The organism is Streptomyces sp. NPDC031121 (genome assembly GCF_055570615.1).
Genome location: NZ_JBVIGV010000004.1, coordinates 390,897 through 412,650, shown reverse-complemented (window position 1 = coordinate 412,650; position 21,754 = coordinate 390,897). Strand labels below are relative to the sequence as shown.

The window sequence follows — 21,754 nt, the reverse complement described above, 5'->3', positions numbered from 1 at the left end:
CCGCAGAGGCCGTACCGGCCGCGCCATTGCCGGGCGCTGCCCCCCGCCTGATGCCGGTCCGCCTCCGTATCGAAGCCCCGGCCCGCCCAGCGCCTTCCGTTGTGTGCTTCAGCGAAGCGAGCGCCGTCGAACGCTGTTGCCGGAGGCTGTGCGGAAGGCGCCGCCGGCGTGTTCCCGGGCCCTCCCGCCCGCTCCGGCCGGGCCGGGGTGTGCAGGCGGCCCGGGGCGGCGTAACCTTGCTGGCGCCATGCCGTACGAAGCACCCACCCACGCCGTCGAACGCTCCCTCCGCGCAACCACCGGCGCCAAGGTCGTCGCCGGGGTCGACGAGGTCGGGCGAGGGGCCTGGGCCGGTCCGGTCACCGTCTGCGCGGCCATCACCGGACTGCGCCGCCCGCCCGAAGGGCTCACCGACTCCAAGCTCCTCACCCAGAAGCGGCGCGACGCCCTCCTCGAGGTCCTGGAGACGTGGGTCACCTCGTACGCCCTCGGGCACGCCTCCCCGGAGGAGATAGACGAGCTCGGGATGACCGCCGCCCTGCGGCTGGCCGCGGAGCGCGCCCTGGAGGGGCTGCCCGTCCGGCCCGACGCGGTGATCCTCGACGGCAAGCACGACTACCTCGGCGTGCCCTGGCAGGTCCGCACCGTGATCAAGGGCGACCAGTCCTGCGTCGCCGTCGCCGCCGCCTCGGTGATCGCCAAGGTCCGGCGCGACCGGATGATGGCCGAACTGGGCGGCCCCGGCGGCGGGTTCGAGGGCTACGCCTTCGGCGACAACGCCGGATACCCCTCGCCCGTGCACCGGGCGGCCCTGGAGGAGCTGGGGCCCACCCCGCACCACCGGCTGTCCTGGGCGTACCTCGACGCGCTGCCCCGCTGGCGCCACCTCAAGAAGGTGCGGCGCAGCGAGGAGGCGCTGGAGCTGGAAAACGGAGGCCAACTGGGCTTCGATTTCTGATCGCACCCACGTGCCCCCCGACGGTACGTTTCGTACCGCTGTTTGATAGACATCAACCCATGCCTCTCACCCCCGAGGAGCCTCAGATTCACGAGAGTGCCCAGGGTCCCCGCGTCACGCCGGCCGCGAGCCGCACCGCGCCGACCCCCCGCCCCGTACCTGGTCCGCGTCCCGCCGCCGTCCCGCGGCCCGGGCGCCCCGGTCCCTCCCCCGCCGCGGCGAACCGCGCGGGTGCCGCCCCCCGGCCCGCGCCGCCCGCGCCGCGCACGCCGCAGGCCGCTCCCGCCGCACCGTCCGTGTCGGCGGCGGTCCCCCAGATCCAGCTGATCCCGGCCTCGGCCGAGGGCGCGCTGGACGCGGCCGAAGAGGCCGTGGACCTGTTGCTCGACACCGGGCGCGCCCCCGGCGACGTCCTCGTCCTCACCACCGGCGACCTCCACCCCTGGGCCGCGCACGAGCTGTCCTTCGGTGAAGCCGCCTACTGGGCCCAGCACGACGCCGCGGACGACGTCTTCTACGCGGACGCGGCACAGGCGGCCCGCGCCTCCGGCCGCCCCGTCGTGGTCGTCGCCGTCAACGGAGGGCCCGCCTCGGCGGCCGCCACCGTACTGCCGGTCGCGCTCTCCCGGGCCGGCGCACTGCTGATCGTGTGCGGCGACCCGACGCAGATCAACTCCGTGCTGGGCGCGGGCGTCTGACGCCCCGTACCCCGGCACGGGGCGAGGGGCGGGGCTGGCAGGAGCCGGCCCCGCTGGAGCCCCCTCCCCGGCCGCCGTACGCCCCCGCCCGGATGTACGGCCGCCCCGCCCCGCCCCGGCCCGGCGGCCGCGGTCAGCGGGCCGCGGTGCGGCGCAGGGCCTCGGCCGCCCCGCCGCCGGTGCTCAGGCCCATCGCGGCGAAGTCGGCCGCGGCGTCGCCGAGCCGCTCCGGCCGCGAGACCGCGTCCGGGCGCCGCCCGCCGCGGCCCTCGCCGAGGACCTGCCAGCCGGTGCGGGTCAGTGTGATGTACGCGCCGCAGCGCAGCCCGTGCAGGGTGCAGGCGTCCCGCAGCCCCCACATCCACGCGCCGTCCTCCTCGGTCCACCGCTCGTCCCCGTCGCGGCAGTACATCAGCACCGCCGTCCGCACCGGGGTCCGGCGGCGCAGGTCGTGGGGGATCACCCGGCGCAGACCGGCCAGCAGCGCGTTGCGGTAGTCCCAGCCGTCGGCCGACGCGGACCGCTGCACGAACGACGCGCTCGCGACGAGGTCCTCCTCCGGGCCGAGGACGGCTATGACCGCGGTCGACGGCACCGGGCCGTGCCGCGCGTGCAGGCCGCTGACGAGCTCACGGGGGTTGCCCAGCAGCGGGATGCCGGCCGCCGTCCACTCGGCGGGCTCCAGCAGTCTTCCGTGCCGGCTGCTGCCGCCGGCCGTCGCAGTCAGAGACGCGGTCGAGGGCGGGGCGAAACCGAAGGCCACGGTCCTCCCTTCGGGTACACGCCCGCGGACGGGCACGGCTGGAGTGGGGGCGCGCCGCAGCGCGGCCCAGGGAGTGCCGTCGAGCCGAGCGGGAGCACTCCGATTCTCGCGTGGGCCGAGAGCATGCGGCAACGAGCAATTGGAACCGCCGACCGGAATTCGCCGGTATGCCTTTCATATCCTTGCCCAGCCGCGCTGACGGCAACTCATACCGCCGCGTACGGAAGGCCGGTCGCCCCGCGCGCGGCCCTCCCGCCGACGGCGGGGAAACGCGCCGCCACCCTCCGCTGCCGGAGTGTCGCCCAGCGTGAACTGGCCGACCGGCCCCGGCATCCGGTTGCATGGGGGCATGGACGATTCCGACCTGCGCGCCGAAGCCGATGCCGTACTCGCCGAGCTGGTCGGCGACCCCGGGGGCACGGCGCGGCTGCGCGAGGACCAGTGGCAGGCGGTTGCCGCCCTGGTCCGGGAGCGCCGGCGGGCCCTGGTCGTCCAGCGCACCGGCTGGGGGAAGTCCGCGGTCTACTTCGTCGCCACCGCCCTGCTGCGCCGCCGCGGCTCCGGGCCCACCGTGATCGTCTCCCCGCTGCTGGCCCTGATGCGCAACCAGGTCGAGGCGGCCGAGCGGGCCGGCATCCGCGCCCGCACCATCAACTCCGCCAACCCGGAGGAGTGGGACGCCATCCACGAGGAGGTCGAGCGCGGCGCCACCGACGTCCTCCTCGTCAGCCCCGAACGCCTCAACTCGGTCGACTTCCGCGACCAGATGCTCCCCAAGCTCGCCGCCACCACCGGCCTCCTCGTCGTCGACGAAGCGCACTGCATCTCCGACTGGGGGCACGACTTCCGGCCCGACTACCGGCGGCTGCGGGCCATGCTCGCCGAACTCTCCCCCGGGGTGCCGGTCCTGGCCACCACCGCGACCGCCAACGCCCGCGTCACCGCCGACGTCGCGGAGCAGCTCGGCACCGGCGCCGGCGAGGCCCTCGTGCTGCGCGGACCGCTGGAGCGGGAGAGCCTGCGCCTGGGCGTCGTCCGGCTGCCCGACGCCGCGCACCGCCTGGCCTGGCTCGCCGAGCACCTCGACGAGCTGCCCGGCTCCGGGATCGTGTACGCGCTGACCGTGGCGGCGGCCGAGGAGGCCACCGCCCACCTGCGGCAGCGCGGATTCGCCGTCTCCTCGTACACGGGGCGGACCGAGAACGCCGACCGCCTCCAGGCGGAAGCCGACCTGCTCGCCAACCGCGTCAAGGCGCTCGTCGCGACCTCGGCCCTCGGCATGGGCTTCGACAAGCCGGACCTCGGCTTCGTCCTCCACCTCGGCTCCCCCTCCTCGCCGATCGCCTACTACCAGCAGGTCGGCCGCGCCGGCCGCGGTGTCGAGCACGCCGACGTGCTGCTGCTGCCCGGAAAGGAGGACGAGGCCATCTGGCGGTACTTCGCCGACACCGCCTTCCCGCCCGAGGCCCAGGTCCGGCAGACCCTCGCGGCCCTTGCCGACGCCGGCCGGCCCCTGTCCGTACCGGCCCTGGAAGCCGCCGTCGACCTTCGGCGCAGCCGGCTGGAGACCATGCTGAAGGTCCTCGACGTCGACGGCGCCGTCAAGCGCGTCAAGGGCGGCTGGACCAGCACCGGGCAGCCGTGGGTGTACGACGCCGAACGCTACGCCCGGGTCGCCCGCCAGCGGGCCGCCGAGCAGCAGGCCATGCGCGACTACGTCACCACCGACCGGTGCCGGATGGAGTTCCTCCGCCTCCAGCTCGACGACGCGGGGGCCGCCCCCTGCGGCCGCTGCGACAACTGCGCGGGCCCGTGGGCCGACACCGCGGTCTCCTCCGAGACGCTGACCGCAGCCGCCCGGGAACTCGACCGACCCGGCGTGGAGATCGAACCGCGCCGCATGTGGCCCACCGGCATGCCCGCCCTCGGCATCGACCTCAAGGGCCGGATCCCGGCCGGCGAGCAGTGCTCGCCCGGGCGCGCCCTCGGCCGGCTCTCCGACATCGGCTGGGGCAACCGGCTGCGCCCCCTCCTGGCAGACGGCGCGCCCGACGGGCCCGTCCCCGACGACGTGCTCCGGGCGGCCGTCGCGGTCCTCGCCGACTGGGCGCGCTCACCGGGCGGCTGGGCGGCCGACGCCCCGGACGCCTCCGCCCGGCCGGTCGGCGTCGTCGCCGTGCCGTCCCTGACCCGCCCGCAGCTCGTCGACTCGCTCGCCCGCGGCATCGCCTCCGTCGGCCGCCTGCCCTTCCTGGGCACCCTGGACCACACCCGCCCCGAGGGCGTGTACGCGGCACGGCGCAGCAACTCCGCCCAGCGGCTGCGGGGCCTGTCCGGTGCCTTCGCGGTCTCCGAGGAACTGGCCGCCGCGCTCCAGCGGTCTCCCGGCCCCGTCCTCCTCGTGGACGACAGCACCGACTCCGGCTGGACGCTCGCCGTGGCGGCCCGCCTGCTGCGGCGGGCCGGCAGCGGCGAGGTCCTCCCGCTCGTCCTCGCCACCACCGGCTGACCGGGGGCCGCGGCCGGCTAGTGCTGCGACCCGGTGAACCTTCCCGGTCGCGGCACTAGACCAGCCAGCCCGCGTCGCGCGCTATGCGGATGGCGTCGACCCGGTTGCGGGCCTTCAGCTTCATCACCACGGTCGTCAGGTAGTTGCGCACCGTCCCCGTGGACAGGTGCAGCTCCCCGGCGATCTCGGCGGCCTCCGAGCCCTCGGCGGCCATGCGCAGCACCTCGGTCTCCCGGTCGGTGAGGGGGCTCTCCAGGCCGTTCCACGCGGCGACGGCGAGCTTCGAGTCGATCACCCGCTGCCCGGCCACCACGCGGCGGATGGCGCTGGCGAGCTCCTTGGGGGAGTCGTCCTTGAGGATGTAGCCGGACACCTGCGCGGCGAGCGCCCGGCGCAGGGTGCCGGGGCGGCCGAGGCTGGTGAGCATCAGCGTGCGGCACTCCGGCACGTGCTCGTGGAGCTGCGCGGCCGCGCTCAGGCCGTCGAGGCCGGGGAGGTCGATGTCGATGACCGCGATGTCCGGCCGGACCTCCAGGGCCGCGGCCAGGATCTTGTCGCCGCGCTCCAGCTCGCTGACGACCTCCAGGTCGTCCTCCATCTCGAGCAGGGCGACGAGCGCGCCGCGCACCATGTTCATGTCTTCGGCCAGCAGAATCCTGATCACCGTTGCGAGCCCCCCGTCCGCGCGGTCGATCTTTGCGTTTTCAAGCATAACAACCGTCCCGCACCCCGCCGACGGCCTTGATACCCGGTCAGTTCAGGCCACCAGCCAGGTGCGTTCGCCATCCGGCGACCCCTCCAGGTCCAGGTCGACGGCCCCCTGTGCGGGAACCCGCGCGACCAGCCGGAACACGTCGCCGGGGCCGCGGTCGACTTCCAGCTCCCCGCCGACCGCCTGGAGGCGCAGGCCCAGGTTCCCCAGGCCGCTGCCGCTGTGCGGGGAGGAGTCGCGGTACCCGTCGGTCACGCCGTCGTTGGTGACCGACAGCGTCATCAGGCCGTCCTCCTCGACGGCCGTGATCTCGCAGTACGCCGCCCGGCTGTGCCGGAGCACGTTGGTGACGGCCTCCCGCAGCACGGTGGCCAGAACCGTGTCCACCGGCGGGCTGACCTTCACCATCCGCACGTCGGTGACCGCCTCGACCTCCGCGGCGCTCAGCACCGACCGCGCGGAGGCGATCTCCTCCTCCAGCGACAGGTCCCGGTAGCCGCTCGCCACCCGCCGCACGTCCGCCAGGGACTGCCGGGAGATCGCCAGGACGTCCTCGATCTCCTTCTTCGCCTTCGCCGGATGCGCCGGGATGAGGCGGTGGATCAGCTCGCCCTTGAGCTGGATCGCGGACAGGCTGTACCCGAGCAGGTCGTGCAGGTCGCGGGCGAAGCGGAGCCGCTCGCGGGTGACCGCCGCGCGGGTCAGCTCGTCCCGGCTCTCGTGCAGGACGCGCACCAGCTCCGACAGGCGGGTCAGTCCGAAGGTGACCAGCCCGGTCAGCAGCGTGGTCTGCACCAGGTACACGCTGTCGAGGACGGGCCGCCCGTCCAGCAGCGGCGGAACGAGCATGCTGAGGCCCACGAAGCCGTACAGGAACCAGCCCAGCCTCGGCGGCAGGAGCAGCAGCAGGGAGCCGGCGAGGAACCCCGCCATGGCCCCCCACTGCGACTTCAGCGCGATCAGCGGCAGGTAGGTGAAGGCCGCCTGCAAGCCCAGGGTCAGCGCCCTGCGCGCCGCAGGGGCCTGCTTGGCGCCGGCACGGGAGTGCAGGAGTTGCAGGCCGAAGACCGCGGCCAGGCAGAACAGGGCGGCCGCCAGGGCCGGGCCCTCCACCCCGGCACCCAGGACGTTCAGGGTGGTGATGCCGACGTAGCAGAGGAGCGCGACGACCACGGTGACCTTGGCCATCCGCGGCGCCGGCAGGTCCCGGCTGCGCCGCAGAATCCCCTCGAACAGGACCGCCTCCGATGCGTCATCCGAGGACTTGAGGCGGCCAGACATGTCAATCCCCCCATGGGCGTTCCGTGTTGCAGCCACCTTGAGCATAGGCGAGGAAGCCGGGCGGCCGCTGAAATCCGATCGCTCACACGAACAGAGGGATGGGATTGAGCTGGTCGTACGGTGTGGGTTCGGCCAGTCTGCCGAGTTCCACTGGCACGTCGAATAGCCGGCCGGGAGCGAATCTCGGCCAAAAGTGACGCAGTCCCGGTACGACCACTTTCGTCACCGGAATCCCCAGATCCGGCCGCGTCTGGTCCAGGACCAACAGGTCCATGCCTTTCCGCCGGACCAACTCGGTGATCGCCTCCACGTCGTCCAGGAGGTCCGCCGTACGGGCCACCGGCCAGTCGGCGGGAGTCCGCGGCGCCGCCGCCGGATCGGCCGCCAGGTACGGCTGGTTGGCGACGGTCGCGTGCCGCCACCACGACAGCGGCTCCGGGTCGGTGATCCGGTAGCCCGTGCCGTCCGGCCGGGCGTCCCGCACCGCCGGCAGCAGCTGGGCCATCTCCGACAGCGCCCGGCGCAGCGCGACCCCCGGGTCGAAGTGGGCGCCGAAGCCGAACACCACGTCCTCGCCCGGCTTGTCGGTGCGCCGGGACAGTGCCGCCACCACCGGTATCCCCAGGTCCGAGGTGAGGTCGAGGGCCCACACCTCCCGGCCCGCCCGCCGCAGACCGCGGCGGATCCGCTCGGTCCAGTCGTCGGCGAAGGCGTCCAGGTCCACGGCCGGCTGGCGGGTGCGGTTGTACCACCACAGGGCCACCGCGTCCCGCTCCACCAGCTCCATGAAGCCCTGTACCAGCGCGTCCTCGGGGCTGCTGCCGGCCGCGTTGCCGTTGGAGTCGGCCCACGGGTCGTCCGGGTGCGGGGCCGGGGCCTGGCCGTCGCCCCGCGCGAAGTACAGCATCGAGGTCGGCAGCAGCCGCTGCACGCCGGCGGTGAGGGACCACACCGGCGTCCAGTCGGTGGGCCGCGTCACGTCGAACGGCGCCGACACGTAGTGGAACCGCGAGGCGCGGGCGTTCCACAGGTCCCGCTCCGCGTACTGCCGGGCGCTGTAGAGCAGGCAGTCGTCGGGGTGGACGGCCGCCGATCCCAGGCCGCGCAGGGACTCCCGAAGCGTCGGCTCGTCGCCGTGCCGGGTGCCGCTGTAGCGCTCGACGGCCTCGCACAGCGCACCCGCACGGGCCTCCTCGGCGGTGCGCCCCTTGCCGCCGCTGAGCGCGCGCAGGCCCGAGCGGAGCCCGGCGAAGGTCGCCGACGCCATGGCCAGGTTGTGGCCGGAGGTGTAGGCGTGGGCGTCGTCCGGGGTGCCGGGCGCCCGCCGGATCTCTTTGACCACCCCGGTCACCGGGTCGACGAGGTGCCCGTAGGCGGCCAGCAGCTGCGCGGGCGTGAGCGCCCGGTCCCCGTTGCCTCCGGCGGCGGCCGGGGCCTTGGGCCGGGAGGCGGGGACGAACGGGGCGCGCACCCGGCGGGCGACGAGGCCGGGGTCGCCGCAGGCGGGGCACTGGGGGAGCCGGTCCACCCGGTGGCCGGACGTGCGCAGCCGCAGCGTGTCGAAGGTGTGGAGGTGGCCCTGCTCGGGGTGGCGCAGGCCCGCGAGCCACTTCGCGGCCTCCAGGACGGCGAGGTTCACCGCGAGCGCCGTTCCGGCCGCGAGCCCGGCCGGGGGCCGCGGAACGGGCCCGTCCAGGCCGAGGGCCCGGCGTACGGGCAGCTCGGAGTGGCGGTGGCCGCGCAGCCGGACGGCCAGGCAGTGCCAGCAGGGGCCGGTGTCCGGCCGGAAGAACGGCCCCACCCAGGGGTCGGTCCCGCAGAGCCGGACCGGCATCCACGGCCGGCCGGCCGAGCGGTGGGCGGCGTCGGCCGCGGCGAGGCCGGGGGAGAGGTAGTCGTCGCACAGGACGAGGACCAGGGAGGCGTCGTCCACGTCGTCGGCGACGGCCACGCCGGAAGCCCGGCAGGCCTCCGCGACGCCGGCCGCGTCGAGTCCGGGCAGGGCCTCGATCGCGACGGACGCCCGGGACAGGTCGGCGGCGGCCAGGCCGCCGTCCAACCCGGCCAGGTCCCAGTAGGCCTCGGCCTCGGCGGCGCCGGGTGCGGGGGCCCCGCCGGCCGCAGTAACGGCCGACGGGGAAGTGGAGCGGATCAGTCCGGCGTCGGCGAGGGCGCCCAGGGCCGCCTCGGCGTCCTCGGCGCCCAGGAGGCGGGAGGCCTCCTGCCGGACCGCGCCGGCGGTGCGGGTGCCGTCGAGGAGCGGTACGAGCACCTCCGCCTGGCTGCCGCCCAGCGCGGTCACTCCGCGCCGGGACACCAGGTAGGCGGCGTCGCCGGGCACGACCGTCGGCCGAAGGTGGGACTTGAAGCCCACCAGGCGGTCCGCGGCCGCCGCCGGCGCTGCCGGCCGCTCGCGCTCGGCAGTGCTCATGCGCCCGGCAGTCCGGCGGCCGGGGCTGCCGGCTCGGCCAGCTGCGTCACGGCGCAGACCGTGAACAGTGCGTGCTGGGTGTCGGTCAGGGCGTCGAGGTGCTCGATGACGAGGCCCGCGCGGGCGGAGTGGGCGGGGGCCGGTGCGGATCCGTTGACGGTGGTGCGGGCACTGGCCGGAATGCTGGTCATGGTGGTCAGGTTCCCTTTGAGTTGTCGTCTGGCGGGTTTCGATCCGTTCACGGACGATTCTGCGAGGGAACAGGTGATCGCAGACAGTGCTGCCGTCACCATCACGGGATGAAGATTTCACATCTGCCGGTGGCATGGCCACCGCGGGGGTGCCCGGTGGTGGCGGAACGTCAGGCTCCGTGCTACCAGCGGACGGGCAGGCTGCGGGGGCCGCGGATGAGGAGGCCCGACCGCCAGGGCAGTGCCGCCGGGTCGGCGTCCAGGCGCAGCCCGCGGGCGCGCTCAAGGAGCGCGCAGAGGGCCGTGCGCGCCTGGAGCCGGGCCAGCGGGGCGCCCAGGCAGTAGTGGATGCCGTGGCCGAATGCGATGTGGCCGCCCGCCGGCCGCCGGATGTCGAAGCGGTCCGGATCCGTGAACCGCTCCGGGTCGCGGTCGGCGTCGGCGAGCGCGACCAGCACCAGCTCGCCGCCCCCGGGGACGACGGTCCCGCCGATCTCCACGGGCCGCGTCGTGAACCGGTACGTGGTGGTCTCGACCGGCCCCTCGTAGCGCAGCACCTCCTCCACGGCCCCGCCCGCCAGCGCGGGGTCCGCGCGCAGTGCGGCGAGCTGGTCGGGATGGCGCAGGAGCAGCAGGACGCCCGTCGCGATGAGGTTGACGGTGGTCTCGAAGCCGGTGACGAGCAGCAGCCAGGCCATGCCGATCAGCTCGTCGGGGGAGAGCCGGCCGCCGTCCTCGCCGGTGGTCCGGATCAGCGCGCTCATCAGGTCGTCGCCGGGCCGGGCCCGCATCTCCTCCACCATGCCGACGAGGTACCGGGTCATCGCGGCGGTGGCGGCCGTACGCGCCTCGGCGTCCGGGCTGCTCAGCGCCTGCCCGGCCCAGTCCCGGAAGGAGCCGCGGTCCAGGGAGGGCACCCCGAGGAGCTCGCAGATCACGCCCATCGCCAGCGGGAACGCCAGTGCGTCGACCAGGTCGGCCCGCCCCTCAGGCCGGGCCAGCATCGCGTCGAGGAGCCCGCCGGCCAGCTCCCGCACCCGCGGGGCGAGCCCCTCGACGCGCCGGGGCGTGAACTCCGCGGCGACCAGCCGGCGCATCCGCGTGTGGTCCGGCGGGTTCGAACTCAGCAGGTTCTCGCCCGCCGACAGCCGGGCCAGCGGCAGCTCGGGCGAGGCGTCCCGCCACGACTTCGACAGGCCGGGATGGGTGAGCGCGGCCCGGCAGGCCCCGTGCCCGACGACGAGCCAGGCCTCCGCGCCCTCGGGCGTGCGGACGCGGTGGACCGGGCCCCGGGCGCGCAGGGCCGCGTACACCGGGTACGGGTCGCGGGTGAAGTCCTCGCCGAGCGCCGCGAAGTCCGCCGCGATCTCCGTGTGCATGCTGCCTGCCGTTCCCTTCGTCGGACGGTGTGCCGGCGGCCGCCCCGGCCCGCGCGGTCGGTGCGCGGGCCGGGGCCGGCCCCTACGAGACGGACACCTTCCGCTTCTCGAACACCTCGCGGGCCACCGTGATCGCGTTCAGCACCCGCGGGAAGCCCGCGTACGGCACCACGTGGATCAGCGCCTCCACGACCTGCGCCGGGCTCAGGCCGACGTTCAGCGCGGCGCCGATGTGCACGCGCAGCTGCGGGGCGGTGTCACCGAACGAGGTGAGCGCGCCGACCGTGACGAGCTGGCGCCGCCGCGGCGACAGCCACGGCCGGTGGTAGACGTCGCCGAAGGTGAACTCGACGATGAACCGCCCCAGGTCGGGGGCGATGTCCTTCAGCGACTCGACGACCTCCAGGCCGTGCCGGCCGTCGACCTCCACCAGCTTGTCCACGCCCCGCTTGTAGCGGTCGCGGGAGTCGTTCATGACCGGCGGCCGGAAGGCCACGCCCCGGTCCGCGAAGACCGTCCGGGCCACGCCGATCGCGTTCAGCGCCCGCGGGAACCCCATGAACGGCACCAGGTGGATCAGCGCCTCGATCACCTCGGCCGGCTTCACGCCGACGTGCAGCGCGGCGTCGATGTGGAAGTTCAGCTGCGGCGCCGTGTCGCCCTGGGCGGTCAGCGCGCCGATCGTCACGAGCTCCCGCTCGCGCAGGTCCAGACCGGCCCGCGGGTAGATGTCGCCGTACGCGAACTCGACGACGAACCGACCGAGGTCGGGGGCGATGTCCTTCAACGACTCGACCACGGCCGTGCCGCGCTCGCCCGAGGTCGCGCGCAGCACGGCCAGGCCGCGCGCATAACGGGAGTCGTTGCCCGCCGCGGCGGCGTCCGCGGCCGCGGACGCGGCGGCCGGGGCGCCGGCGGCCGCCGCCGGAGCCGCGCCCAGCAGGCCCTCGGCAAGGCCTATTCCGACCAGAGCGCCGCCGGTCAGGGTGGTGCGGCGGGAGAATTCCGCGGTCTTTCGCGATGCATTCATGACGTCTCGGTCCATTCGATAGGGGTGGACTGTGGGGGAGGGAATCGGGAGGGAATCGGGTCGAATTCCTCTTCCGTCGGGAAGAGGACGGCATTTTTCAAAGGGCTTGCGGAACCGTGCCGATCGCGATGACGTTGCCCTCGCTGATGTATCCGTCCGGATCGCGCAGCGGATGGGCGGGATCTTCCGGGTCCAGGAATGGCGCCCAGTTCCCCGGGGCGCCTTCGGCCGCCGCCTGCCGGGCGAAACGCGCGCACGCGCCCCCGTAGAAGCGGAAGGCCGCCGGCGGGAGCGGCGCGTGGTGCTCCATCAGCACCGTGCGCTGCCGCACCGCCTCCAGGCCGGCCGCGCGCAGCCACCGGTACAGGTCCCGGCCGCGCAGCAGCTGGCGGGCGTACCCGGGGGAGGCGGCCGACCGCCTGAAGAGGTCGGTGATCAGGAAGGGGTCCGCCGGGCGCACCGTGCTCAGCGTGCCGTCCACGTCCTTCACGGCGACGAGCCCGCCCGGCCTGGTGACCCGGCGCAGCTCCGACAGCGCCCGCGCCAGCTCCCCGTCGTCGAGGTACTGCGTCGTGTTCGCACACCACACGGCGTCGAACGCGCCGTCCGCGTACGGCAGATCGAGGACGCTGCCCTGCCGCACCTCCACCCGGGCCCGCGCGGGGTGCTCACGCATCCGGGCGGCGGCCCGCGCCGCGTTCTCGGCGGCCAGGTCCACGGCGCACACGGCGCCCTCCGGGCCGACGAGCTCCGCGATCAGCGGCAGGAAGGCGCCGCTGCCGCAGCCGGCGTCGAGGACCCGCCAGCCGGGCCGCAGACCGACACCGTGCAGCGCCTCCCGGTAGTGGCCGGCGCAGGCCTCGAAGTGCCGGTCGACGATCTCCTCATGCGTGAACGCGAGCCCGGTGGAGGCGGTGTACCCCCAGCCCGCGTGGTCGGCCGTCACCATGCGCCCGCACCCGTCTCCGGGGCCCGGTCGAGCAGCTCGGCGAGGAGCCGCGCCGTCTCCCGCGGGGCCTCCAGCGGGGCGAGGTGGCCCACGCCGGGGAGGACGGCGAGCCGGCCCTGCGGCAGCGCCGCCGCGGTCAGCCGCGCCTCGTCCGCGGAGACCAGCTCGTCCTCGTCGCCGATCACGACGACCGCGGGCACCGCGGCCGCGCGCAGGACCGCCGAGGAGTCGGGGCGCGCCGCGACGGCCCGCTGCGTCCAGGCGACCGACTGCGGCGGGGCCGCCAGCGCCAGGCCCGTCACCCGGTCGAGGAGGTCGGGCCGCCGGCTCCGCGTCGTGGCGCCGAGCAGCGACGGCGTCGTCGCCGCCACGAGCCGCTCGCGCGCGGCGGCGTCGAGGACCGCGTCGGCGAACCGCAGGCGCTGCTGCGCCGCCTGTGCGGTGTCGGCGGCCGCGCGGGCGGCCAGCAGGGCCAGGCCGCGGACCCGGTGCGGGTGGCGGCGCAGGAAGGCCATGGCCGTGTAGCCGCCCAGCGAGCAGCCGGCGAGGACGGCGGCGCCGACCCCCTGCCGGTCGAGTTCGACGGCGAGGGCGTCCGCGACCGCGTCCAGCGACGGCGGCCCCTGCGGCGGCTGCGCGCCGCCGAAGCCGGGCTGGTCGACGGCGAGGACGCGATGGCCGCGGGCGCGCAGCTCCCGGGCCGTGCCCGCCCACATCGACGCGTCGAACGGCAGGGCGTGGAGGAGGACCACCGGCAGGCCGCCGGCGCCGTCCGCCTGCGGGCGCCCCGCCGTGGGCGCGGCCCCGCTCACCGCTGCACCGCCCGTTCCGCGGCGGCGACGAACCGCGCGACGTGCTCGGGCTGTTCCGCGCCCCGCAGCCGGCCGAAGGCGACCGGCGACGGCGGAAGGTCGTGCACCGGGACGACCTTGATGTCCGGAGGGAGGACGGCCTCCAGCGACCGGAACGAGACGTGCACGGCCAGGCCGGCCCGCAGCAGCTCCGCGAGGGCGTCGAGGGTGGTCATCGGGTGGACGCGGCGGATCGTCCGTCCCCGCGGGGTGCGCGGCGGAACGACCAGGTCCCACACGTGCGGCGGGAAGCTGCCGGGGCACCGGAACGCCTCGTGGTCCGCGACCTCCTCGATCGACACCTCCCCGCGGGCGGCGAGCGGGTGGCGGGCGCCGACGAGCACGGCCCGCCCGTCGAAGGCGACGGGCGCGCTGACCGCGATGTCCGGCTCCAGCGGGTCGTACTTGAGGAGCATGAGGTCCGCCAGGCCGGCGCGCAGCGGTGCGAACGGCTCGGCCACCTCGTAGGGGACGTACTCCACCGCGGACGGCGCGACGCCCGCGGCGGCGGCGATGCGCTCCGCCTGCCGGGTCGAGCCGTGCACGCCGAGGCGGACGGGGCGCGGCGCGGCGGCGGCGGGAGCCGCGCCGGGTCGGGGGGACGGCACTTCAGACCTCCGTGGTCAGTCCGGCGTACGCCTGGAGTTCGTCCGGGCGGTGGACGTCGGTGTCGACGCGCAGCATGGCGAGCTGGGCGCCCAGGCCGGTCAGCCGCGGCACGAAGCGCAGCGTGAGGCGGTCACCGGGGCCGATCAGCCCGTCCAGGACGGCTTCGGCGAGCAGGTGGTTGACGTGGACGAGCGCGTCGGTGACGGTCACCTTCGCGGTGGCGACGTACAGGTCGCGGTGCACGGGACGGCGCCCGTCCGGCCGGCCCGGCACGGCCACGTCGACCGCCGGGCGGGCGGTCAGCTCGTGCGACGCCTCGAACGCCTTCAGGAGCCGGCGCAGGGTGGCCGTCGCCGAGCCGGGCGCCGGCGCCGCCCAGGCCGCCGAGTCGTCGGAGGCGACGTGGTCGAAGGCGAACCGGCCGCGCAGGTTGGCCGGGTTGCCCGCCAGGTAGACCGTCCGGGTGAAGGAGCGCCGCCACGCCTCGCGCGCCGCCGGGGCGAGGGAGAGGGCGAAGGCGCAGGTCTCCTTCACCCACCGGGTCAGATCGAGGCGGCCGATCACGACCACGGCCAGCACCTCGTCGGCCCCGACGCCGCGGTTGCCGTGGAAGCCGTCCCGCAGCGCCCGCAGGGCCTGGGTGCTGGACAGGTCGAGGCGGTCCGCCAGTTCGGGGCGCGCGGACCGCACCCGGTCCGCCGCCGACTTCAGCAGCACCGCGGACGACAGGACCGCGGCCGGGGGCGCGGGCGGGGCGAGCGCGGCGGGGCGCGCGGAGCGGCCCGCGGAGCGGTTCGGGGAGCTGGTCACGGGACTGGTCACAGGAACACCGCCGACAGGAGTGCGGGATCGGGAGCGGGGCGACCCCTGCCGAGCAGCGAGGACGCCAGCCGGTAGGGGTCGACGTACGTGTGGCCGCGCCGGTGCCGGTCGAGGGCGCCGGGCAGGTCGCCGGCGCCGGCCGCCGCGCCCTCGTCGGCGGCGCGGCGCAGCAGCCGGGCGGCCACCGTCAGGCAGTTGTGCAGCAGGTCGTGCCGGAAGGACTGGGACTGGCCGGGGCCGAGCGTCGCGATGAAGTACAGGCGCATGCCGAGCCGGAGGGCGTCCGTCCCGCCGTCGCCGACGGCCTCCGCCGCGGCGTCCAGCAGGGCGCCGGCCGTGTGGCCGTGCCAGCCGCCGTGCCGGGCCGAGGTGATCCGGCCGTCGATCGGCACCCGCCCGATGGGGACGCGGCGCACCGTCGGCCCGAGCCGGGCGAGGACCCGGTTCAGGAGCTGGTAGTCGGAGTCGAGTTCGCGGTCGTAGAGCAGGACGACCTCGTCGTACCAGGGGACGAGCGGGATCAGCTCGCGCAACGCGCACGCGAGGTAGTTGGGGCGGCCGTCGGAGGTGACGATCCGGCGCAGCGGCATCCCGTACCGCGTGAGGTCGAGGTAGACGGGGCCGCCGCAGTGCCGCTGGTCGAGGAGCAGGCCGACGGCGGCGAGCCGCTCCAGCATCTCCTCCAGCCCCAGGCCAGGCGGCTGGTGTTCGCGCAGGCCCGGGTCGTGCATGCCGAGGCGCTCGTAGTGCCCGGCCCACAGCCGCAGCATCCGCTCGCCGGCGGGGTGGACCCAGCCGCCGTGCTCGACGGCGTCGCGGTAGGGCCGCAGGACGGCGGCGTCCTGCGGCCGGTCCTCGGACCGGTAGGCCACGTACAGGTCGCCTATCTCCTCCTCGGAGAGCTGGCCGTAGTCGGTCTCGCCGCGGGTGCGGTCGAGGTACTCCCAGAAGCCGACCGTCTGCTCGGTGACGTGGTACGTGGTGTGGCTGTAGCGGTAGGTCACCGCGGCGACCGGCGCGGTGGCCCGGAACATCACGTCGGTCCACAGCAGGCCCTTGAGGTGGCTGGGCGTCAGCGGCTTGGTCGGGGTGACCGTGACCGGCGCCAGCAGGACGTTCTTGCGGGGCTGCACCGTCATGCTCCTTCCGGGGCGGTGAGGGCGTGCCGGAGTTCGGCGGGGGTCGGCGGCCGCGGCCCGTCCGGGGCGGCCGGCCCGGGGCGGGCGGCTTCCGCGGCCCGTACGCGGTCCAGGAACGCCGCGTCGGCGAAGACCTCGGCGGGCGTGGCGAGGCTCGTCTGGATCCGGGTCATCCCCCGCCACACGGCGCGGTCGGCAACGGCGGCGGCCGTCGCGGCAGCCCACAGGCGGTCGGGGACCGGCGGCTCGGGCGGGCCGGCGGCCTCGGGGTGCGCGGCCGCCCCGGTGGCCTCCCGCCACTGGCGCGCGCGGAGCCGGGAGTCGTGCACGCCCTTGTCGAACCAGGGGCGCAGCAGCCGTGCGGCGAGGCCGGCCGCGTCCTGCGCCAGCCGGTCGTCCGCCTCCGGGCGGCCGTCGACCAGCTCCGCGAGCGCGAAGGCGTGCGCCAGGCCCAGGGACAGGCCGCGGCCGAACATGGGGTCGGTGGTGCAGGCGGCGTCGCCGACCTGGAGGAGGCCGCGGACGGGCCGCTGCCGGTCGGTGGCCGTGCCGCGCAGGACGTTCGGCGGCATGCCGGTCGCGCGGACCGGGCCGAGCGGCTCCGCGGCGTCCTCCGCGACCCACGGCGCGAGGAACGGGGAGAGCCGGCACGCGGCGGTGAACGCCTCGGCGCCGCGCAGCGCGGCCATCGCGCGGTCGCCGGGCAGGGCGCCGAGCGTGATGGCGAAGACGTCGTTGTCGGCGGGGTGCAGGACCGCCGAGTAGTGGCCCCAGATCCCCCCGGCGGCGTTGCCCCGGTTGAGCGGTCCGGGCGGCGGGCCGGAGGGGCGGCGCAGCCGGTAGAAGCGGCCGTAGGCGTGCAGCCGGCTGGGGCCGCTCAGGTCGTCCGCCACCGGCAGTCCGGCCGCCGCGAGCCAGGACCGGGACGCGGAGCGGCGTCCGGTCGCGTCCACGACGAGGCGGGCCGGGATCCGCTCCCCGGTGTCCGCCACGACCCCCGCCACCCGGTGGCCGGACGGCCCTGCCGGGTCCGTCAGCAGCCCGGCGGCGGCCGTGCGGTGGCTGACGGACACGCCCGGCACAGCCGCGGCGGCCCGGTACAGGACGACGTCCAGGAGGGAGCGGCGGGCGACCAGGGTCACCAGCTCCCCGTCGCCGGGCTCGGCGGGCCCGTTGGGCGCCGCCGCGGTCAGGTCGAGGAGCCGCGCGCCGTGCGCCAGCAGGCCGCCGAGCACGTCGGGGGCGTGCCGGCGCAGCATCCGCACGCCGAGCGCGTTCAGGATGTGGTCGTGGACGGCCTGCGGGACCCCGGGCCGCCGCCACCGCTGCGCGCTCTCCACGGCCGGCCCGTCCGGCGGGGCGTCGCCGCGCTCCAGGACCCGCACCCGGTGGCCGCGCCGGCCGAGTGCCAGGGCCGTGGCGAGGCCGGCGGTGCCGCCCCCGGCGATGACGATGGCTGCCATCGTCAGCGACGCCTGCCGTGGACGAAGAACACGCGCCGCACGTCGCGCACGTCGCGCGGCGGGACGGGGTCGGGCCACCGCCCGAAGTCGGCTCCCGGCTCGCCGGGCTGCACGGCGCGGACGTCGAACCCGTACCGCTCGAACAGGGCCTCGGGCTCGTCGGTGCCGAACACCCAGGGGCACCCCCAGCCCGCGAACACGTCGAGCAGCCCCCGCATGTGGGGGAGGGTCAGCGCGGCGGCGTTGACGATGTCGGCGGCGATGCGGCTGCCGGGCGCGGAGACGGCCGCGACCCGCTCCAGCATCCGGTGCGCGTCGGCCTCGGGGATGTAGTACAGCAGCCCCTCCAGCAGCCACGTCGAGGGGGCGGACGGGTCGTAGCCGGCCGCGGCGAGGCGGTCCTCCCAGTCGTCGGAGGTGAGGTCGACGGCCACCGTGCGGTGGTCGACCCGCGGCTCGGCGCCCCGCAGCCGCTCCGCCTTGAAGTCGAGTACTGCCTGCCGGTCGACCTCGAAGTAGCGGACGCGGCCGGGCCAGGGGAGCCGGTAGGCCCGCGAGTCCATGCCGGCGGGGGCCAGCACGATCTGCGTCGTCTCCGGTGCGCGGGCCGCCTCCTGGAGGTAGTCGTCGAAGAACCGGGTGCGGATGGCGTTGTAGTCGGGAGTGCTGGGCAGGGTCCGCGGCCGGCCGGGCGGGAAGGTCGCCTCGCGGATCTCCCGCAGCAGCTCGGGGCCGTCCTCGCCGACGAGTCCGGCGGCGTACGGGTCCTCGTACAGGCGGTCCTCGCGGCGGGTCTCGGCGGCCCGCAGCGCCGCGGTGAGCAGGGCGGTCCGTTCGACGGGGTTGAGTAAGGGCATGGGGGCTCCTTGGTGCAGGGGGTGGGGCCGGAGGGCCTGCGGGCCGGGCGCGGTCAGCCGTTCGGCGTACCGGTCAGACGCCCCCACAGGGCGTCGTCCTGCCGGAAGAGGCGGTCCTTGACCTGGGTGGGGCGGATGCCCGAGGCGACCGCCGCGTGCCAGTCGCGGTCGAACGCCTCGGCGTCGAGCAGGCGCAGGGACGGGCCGGCCAGGCGGCCGGCCGCGCGGGCGGCGGCGTATCCGGCGGACTCGGCGGACAGCGCCCCGTCCAGGGCGGCGGTGAAGCGCGCGGCTTCGGCGGGCCGCCAGGGGGTGCGGGGGGACACGGCGAAGACGTAGTGCGGGGTGCCGCCGGCCGACGGCTCCACCCGGCAGGCGGCGTTCCGCAGGGCGAGTCCGCCGGGGCGGAGGGCGGTGTGCAGGGCCCGGACGGCCTCGGCGTCGCGCAGGCGCTCGCCGGCGGCGTCGGAGCGGCCGCCGCGGCCGGCGTACTCGACCCGCGGGACCCCGCCGGCGGTGTCCACGACGCGGACGACGTCGCCGACCGCGTACCGGTACAGGCCGCCGACGTGGCTGAACACCACGTGGTAGTCGCGGCCGGCTTCCAGCTCCTCCGGCAGCAGGGTGCCGCTGTCGGGGCGGAGGTCCTCCTCCGCGGGCACGAACTCGTACACCGAGGCGGAGGCGACCAGGCTGCCCGCCGACGGGTGCCGGTCCAGCGCCACGCCGACCGGTCCCTCGGACGCGGCGACCGGCGCGGGCAGCGCGGCGACTTCGGCCCCGAACTCCTCGCACAGGGCGGGCAGGTAGAGGGAGGCCACCCCGGTCGTCCAGCAGAACAGCGCCCGCATCCGCGGCCACACCTGCGCGGGCCGCACCCTGCCGGAGGCGTCGGCGAGCCGTTCCAGTTCGGCGGCCCGTGCGGGGTCGGGCCGGCCGTGGGGCAGCCCGCCGAGGGTGCCGTCGCGGACCTCCTTCACGATCCGCGGCCACCACAGGTTCAGCTGGTACGGGACGGCGGCGACCATCGCCGGATTGATGCCGATCATGCAGCGGAGGTCGGCCTGGACGGCGAGCCGGAGCCGCAGGTAGGCCCGCTCCAGGTGGTCGGCGGGGTCCGTGGGGACGGGGAGCACCGCCCAGGGCGCGCCGGTGCCGGGTTCGGCGGAGAGGGGTTCGCCGAACCGGGCGCCGAAGTCGACCTGGCTGGCGCCGACGTGGGGCCGGCCGTCGGCGGTGGTGGGCGGGGCGGTGAGAGGGTCGTGCTTGAGGTTCAGGACGGCGTCGGGGCGCTCCAGCACCTCGGGGAAGTGCTCGACGAGGGGGGCCCAGGCCGCGTAGTAGAACGGCATGAAGGTCGTCTTCATGAAGCGGGGCGTGACGGGGACCTTCTTGTGCGCTCCGGTGCTGCCGCTGCTCGTGAAGTACACGGCGGGCGCGTCGGCGGACAGCAGGTTCCGCTCGCCGGCGGCCGTCCGCTCGATCAGCGGCGCGTGGTCGGCGTAGTCGCGGACCGGGACGGCGGAGCGGAAGTCCTCCATGGTCAGGACGCGGCCCAGGCCGTGCGCCCGGCCGAAGGCGGTGGAGGCGTTGAAGCCGACCAGGTCGGCCAGGGCGCGCTGCTGTGCTTCGCCGACGTCGGTGTGGTCGCGGGTGAGCCGGGCGCGGGCGGCGAAGACGCGTTCGCGGTAGCGGGCGGCGTGGCCCGGGGCGTGCCAGACGGAGGAAACGTTCATGCGGCCAGTACCTCCAGCACGGCCCTCGCCGCGCGGTCGGGGTCGGGCTGCTCGGCGAGCATGGTCACCGGCACGTCCCGGACCTCCTCCAGCAGGATCTTCCGCAGGTTCTTCTGGTAGCGCTCGAAGTCCGCCCAGTGGCCCTCCCGTCCCTCGTACTCCAGGGCGTTGAGCCGGGCCCCGTCCGCCCGGCGGTGCCAGGCCGTCTCGGGGGAGACGTCGAGGAACACCACCCGCTCGGGCTGCGGGAAGGAGCGCCACCAGGAGTACAGGCGGCTGTCGCGGAGGCCCGCCATCCGGCACTTCGCGAGGATCTTGTAGTAGTACGAGTCCACGAGCACCGGGACGCGCGGGTCCCGACCGTCCAGCTGGTCCCTGAGGTGGACCACGGCCGTCTGCAGCACGCTCGCCGTGAAGTCGGCGGAGTACGCGGTGCCCAGGCCCGGCAGGAGGTGCTCGTGCACGTCCTGCCGCAGCCGGTTGACCAGGTCGTGCTCGGGGGCGACGAACGCGCTGTCCGTCGACACCAGCCGCCAGTCGGGCAGCTGCGCCGCGAGGCGCCGCATGACCGACGACTTGCCGGCCCCGTCGGGCCCCAGCAGCACGTGGAAGCGCGGTCCGCTCATCGGGCGGCGGCTGTCGTCTCGGCGCGCAGGGCCAGGCGTTCGCGCAGCTCCGGGTCGTCGCCGACGGCGACGGGGTGCCCGACCAGCTCCAGCATGGGCAGGTCGGAGACGTGGTCCCCGTACGCCCAGCAGTCGCGCGGGTCGGTGCCGGGGCGGGAGGCCAGGTGGGCCCGTACGGCCTGCCGCTTGCCCTCGCCGATGACCGGCACGGCGACCTCGCCCGTGTACGCCCCGCTGTCGGCCAGCGGGCGGGTGCACAGGATCGCGTCGGCACCGATCTCGCGGGCGAGCGGCTCCAGGAGGGGCGGGAAGGAGCCGGAGACCAGGACGACGGACGCGCCGGCCGCCCGGTGGCGGTGCAGGGCCTCGCGCGTGGAGTCGATCCAGAAGCCGCGGGTGGAGGCGGCGCGTTCGGTGAACCAGTCGTCCGCCAGGGCGGTGACCGCCGCGACGTCCTCGCCCGCGTAGTGGCGGTAGTAGGCGCGGTTGATCTCCTCGCGTGGCACCCCGTCGGCGGCGCGCCGGCGGAGCACGGCCATGATCCGCTCGTACTCCTCCTCGCCGGCCGCGCCGTGCCGGCGCACCAGCCGGTAGTGGAGGAAGTCGAACATGCTCTTGACGGTGATCAGCGTCTCGTCGACGTCGCTGAAGACGGTGTAGGGCCGGACTGTGTCTGACATGGGGTTTGGCTCCTTGCGGGGGCGGTCGGCGGCCCGCTGTGCGTACGGGCCGCCACTTCAGGTGCAGCTG

The 21,754-nt window shown here is 75.7% G+C and carries 20 protein-coding genes; 3 read left to right on the top strand and 17 right to left on the bottom strand.

The features are described from left to right. The first annotated feature begins 247 nt into the window (after positions 1-247). Complete coding sequence (locus ACZ462_RS09835) at positions 248-958, top strand: ribonuclease HII (RefSeq protein WP_467804599.1); 711 nt, start codon at positions 248-250, stop codon at positions 956-958. A 59-nt stretch (positions 959-1,017) separates the two neighbouring features. Next, entirely contained in the window at positions 1,018-1,656 is a 639-nt protein-coding gene (locus ACZ462_RS09830) for a hypothetical protein (RefSeq protein ID WP_467804598.1), read from the top strand. 133 nt (positions 1,657-1,789) lie between these two features. Here the strand turns inward: ACZ462_RS09830 and ACZ462_RS09825 are convergent, their stop codons facing one another. Then, on the bottom strand, positions 1,790-2,419 hold the full coding sequence (locus tag ACZ462_RS09825; protein WP_467804597.1) for a hypothetical protein: 630 nt from the start codon (positions 2,417-2,419) through the stop codon (positions 1,790-1,792). Between the two features lie 349 nt (positions 2,420-2,768). Between ACZ462_RS09825 and ACZ462_RS09820 the strand changes: the two genes are divergently transcribed. Next, on the top strand, positions 2,769-4,928 hold the full coding sequence (locus ACZ462_RS09820) for a RecQ family ATP-dependent DNA helicase (protein WP_467804596.1): 2,160 nt from the start codon (positions 2,769-2,771) through the stop codon (positions 4,926-4,928). Positions 4,929-4,983: 55 nt separating this feature from the next. Here ACZ462_RS09820 and ACZ462_RS09815 read toward each other — a convergent pair whose 3' ends face one another. From ACZ462_RS09815 to ACZ462_RS09740, 16 genes are all read right to left on the bottom strand, one after another. Further along, positions 4,984-5,640 carry a response regulator transcription factor gene (locus ACZ462_RS09815; protein ID WP_467804595.1) on the bottom strand — a complete coding sequence of 219 codons (657 nt, stop codon included), beginning with the start codon at positions 5,638-5,640 and terminating at the stop codon, positions 4,984-4,986. Positions 5,641-5,685: 45 nt separating this feature from the next. Further along, positions 5,686-6,921 (bottom strand): sensor histidine kinase, encoded by a 1,236-nt coding sequence (locus ACZ462_RS09810; protein WP_467804594.1) that lies wholly within the window; start codon positions 6,919-6,921, stop codon positions 5,686-5,688. 82 nt (positions 6,922-7,003) lie between these two features. After that, a complete protein-coding gene (locus ACZ462_RS09805) occupies positions 7,004-9,352 on the bottom strand; it encodes a TOMM precursor leader peptide-binding protein (protein ID WP_467804593.1) in 2,349 nt (782 codons plus the stop codon). After that, complete coding sequence (locus ACZ462_RS09800) at positions 9,349-9,543, bottom strand: hypothetical protein (protein WP_467804592.1); 195 nt, start codon at positions 9,541-9,543, stop codon at positions 9,349-9,351. Before ACZ462_RS09800 ends, ACZ462_RS09805 begins: the two co-directional genes overlap by 4 nt. 182 nt (positions 9,544-9,725) lie before the next feature. Beyond that, complete coding sequence (locus tag ACZ462_RS09795) at positions 9,726-10,922, bottom strand: cytochrome P450 family protein (RefSeq protein WP_467804591.1); 1,197 nt, start codon at positions 10,920-10,922, stop codon at positions 9,726-9,728. An 82-nt stretch (positions 10,923-11,004) separates the two neighbouring features. Then, positions 11,005-11,952 (bottom strand): carboxymuconolactone decarboxylase family protein, encoded by a 948-nt coding sequence (locus ACZ462_RS09790; protein WP_467804590.1) that lies wholly within the window; start codon positions 11,950-11,952, stop codon positions 11,005-11,007. A gap of 97 nt (positions 11,953-12,049) precedes the next feature. Beyond that, the gene (locus tag ACZ462_RS09785; protein WP_467804589.1) at positions 12,050-12,901 is read right to left on the bottom strand and encodes a methyltransferase domain-containing protein; all 852 of its coding nucleotides are present in this window, start codon (positions 12,899-12,901) and stop codon (positions 12,050-12,052) included. Beyond that, entirely contained in the window at positions 12,895-13,713 is an 819-nt protein-coding gene (locus ACZ462_RS09780; protein ID WP_467804588.1) for an alpha/beta fold hydrolase, read from the bottom strand. Before ACZ462_RS09780 ends, ACZ462_RS09785 begins: the two co-directional genes overlap by 7 nt. Beyond that, positions 13,710-14,360, bottom strand: a complete 651-nt coding sequence (locus ACZ462_RS09775; RefSeq protein WP_467804587.1) for a LysR family transcriptional regulator substrate-binding protein — start codon at positions 14,358-14,360, stop codon at positions 13,710-13,712. The genes ACZ462_RS09780 and ACZ462_RS09775 overlap by 4 nt, the downstream gene beginning before the upstream one ends. 1 nt (position 14,361) lies before the next feature. Beyond that, positions 14,362-15,183, bottom strand: a complete 822-nt coding sequence (locus ACZ462_RS09770; protein WP_467804585.1) for a DUF6182 family protein — start codon at positions 15,181-15,183, stop codon at positions 14,362-14,364. Then, positions 15,180-16,322 (bottom strand): hypothetical protein, encoded by a 1,143-nt coding sequence (locus ACZ462_RS09765; protein WP_467804584.1) that lies wholly within the window; start codon positions 16,320-16,322, stop codon positions 15,180-15,182. The genes ACZ462_RS09770 and ACZ462_RS09765 overlap by 4 nt, the downstream gene beginning before the upstream one ends. After that, positions 16,319-17,785: an NAD(P)/FAD-dependent oxidoreductase gene (locus ACZ462_RS09760; protein ID WP_467804583.1), complete on the bottom strand. Its 1,467-nt coding sequence runs from the start codon at positions 17,783-17,785 to the stop codon at positions 16,319-16,321. The genes ACZ462_RS09765 and ACZ462_RS09760 overlap by 4 nt, the downstream gene beginning before the upstream one ends. Positions 17,786-17,787: 2 nt before the next feature. Beyond that, positions 17,788-18,642: an SAM-dependent methyltransferase gene (locus ACZ462_RS09755; RefSeq protein WP_467804582.1), complete on the bottom strand. Its 855-nt coding sequence runs from the start codon at positions 18,640-18,642 to the stop codon at positions 17,788-17,790. Positions 18,643-18,695: 53 nt separating this feature from the next. After that, positions 18,696-20,378 carry a GH3 family acyl-acid amido synthetase gene (locus ACZ462_RS09750; RefSeq protein WP_467804581.1) on the bottom strand — a complete coding sequence of 561 codons (1,683 nt, stop codon included), beginning with the start codon at positions 20,376-20,378 and terminating at the stop codon, positions 18,696-18,698. Continuing rightward, positions 20,375-21,004 (bottom strand): hypothetical protein, encoded by a 630-nt coding sequence (locus ACZ462_RS09745; RefSeq protein ID WP_467804580.1) that lies wholly within the window; start codon positions 21,002-21,004, stop codon positions 20,375-20,377. The genes ACZ462_RS09750 and ACZ462_RS09745 overlap by 4 nt, the downstream gene beginning before the upstream one ends. Further along, a complete protein-coding gene (locus ACZ462_RS09740; RefSeq protein WP_467804579.1) occupies positions 21,001-21,684 on the bottom strand; it encodes an HAD family hydrolase in 684 nt (227 codons plus the stop codon). The genes ACZ462_RS09745 and ACZ462_RS09740 overlap by 4 nt, the downstream gene beginning before the upstream one ends. Positions 21,685-21,754 lie beyond the last annotated feature (70 nt).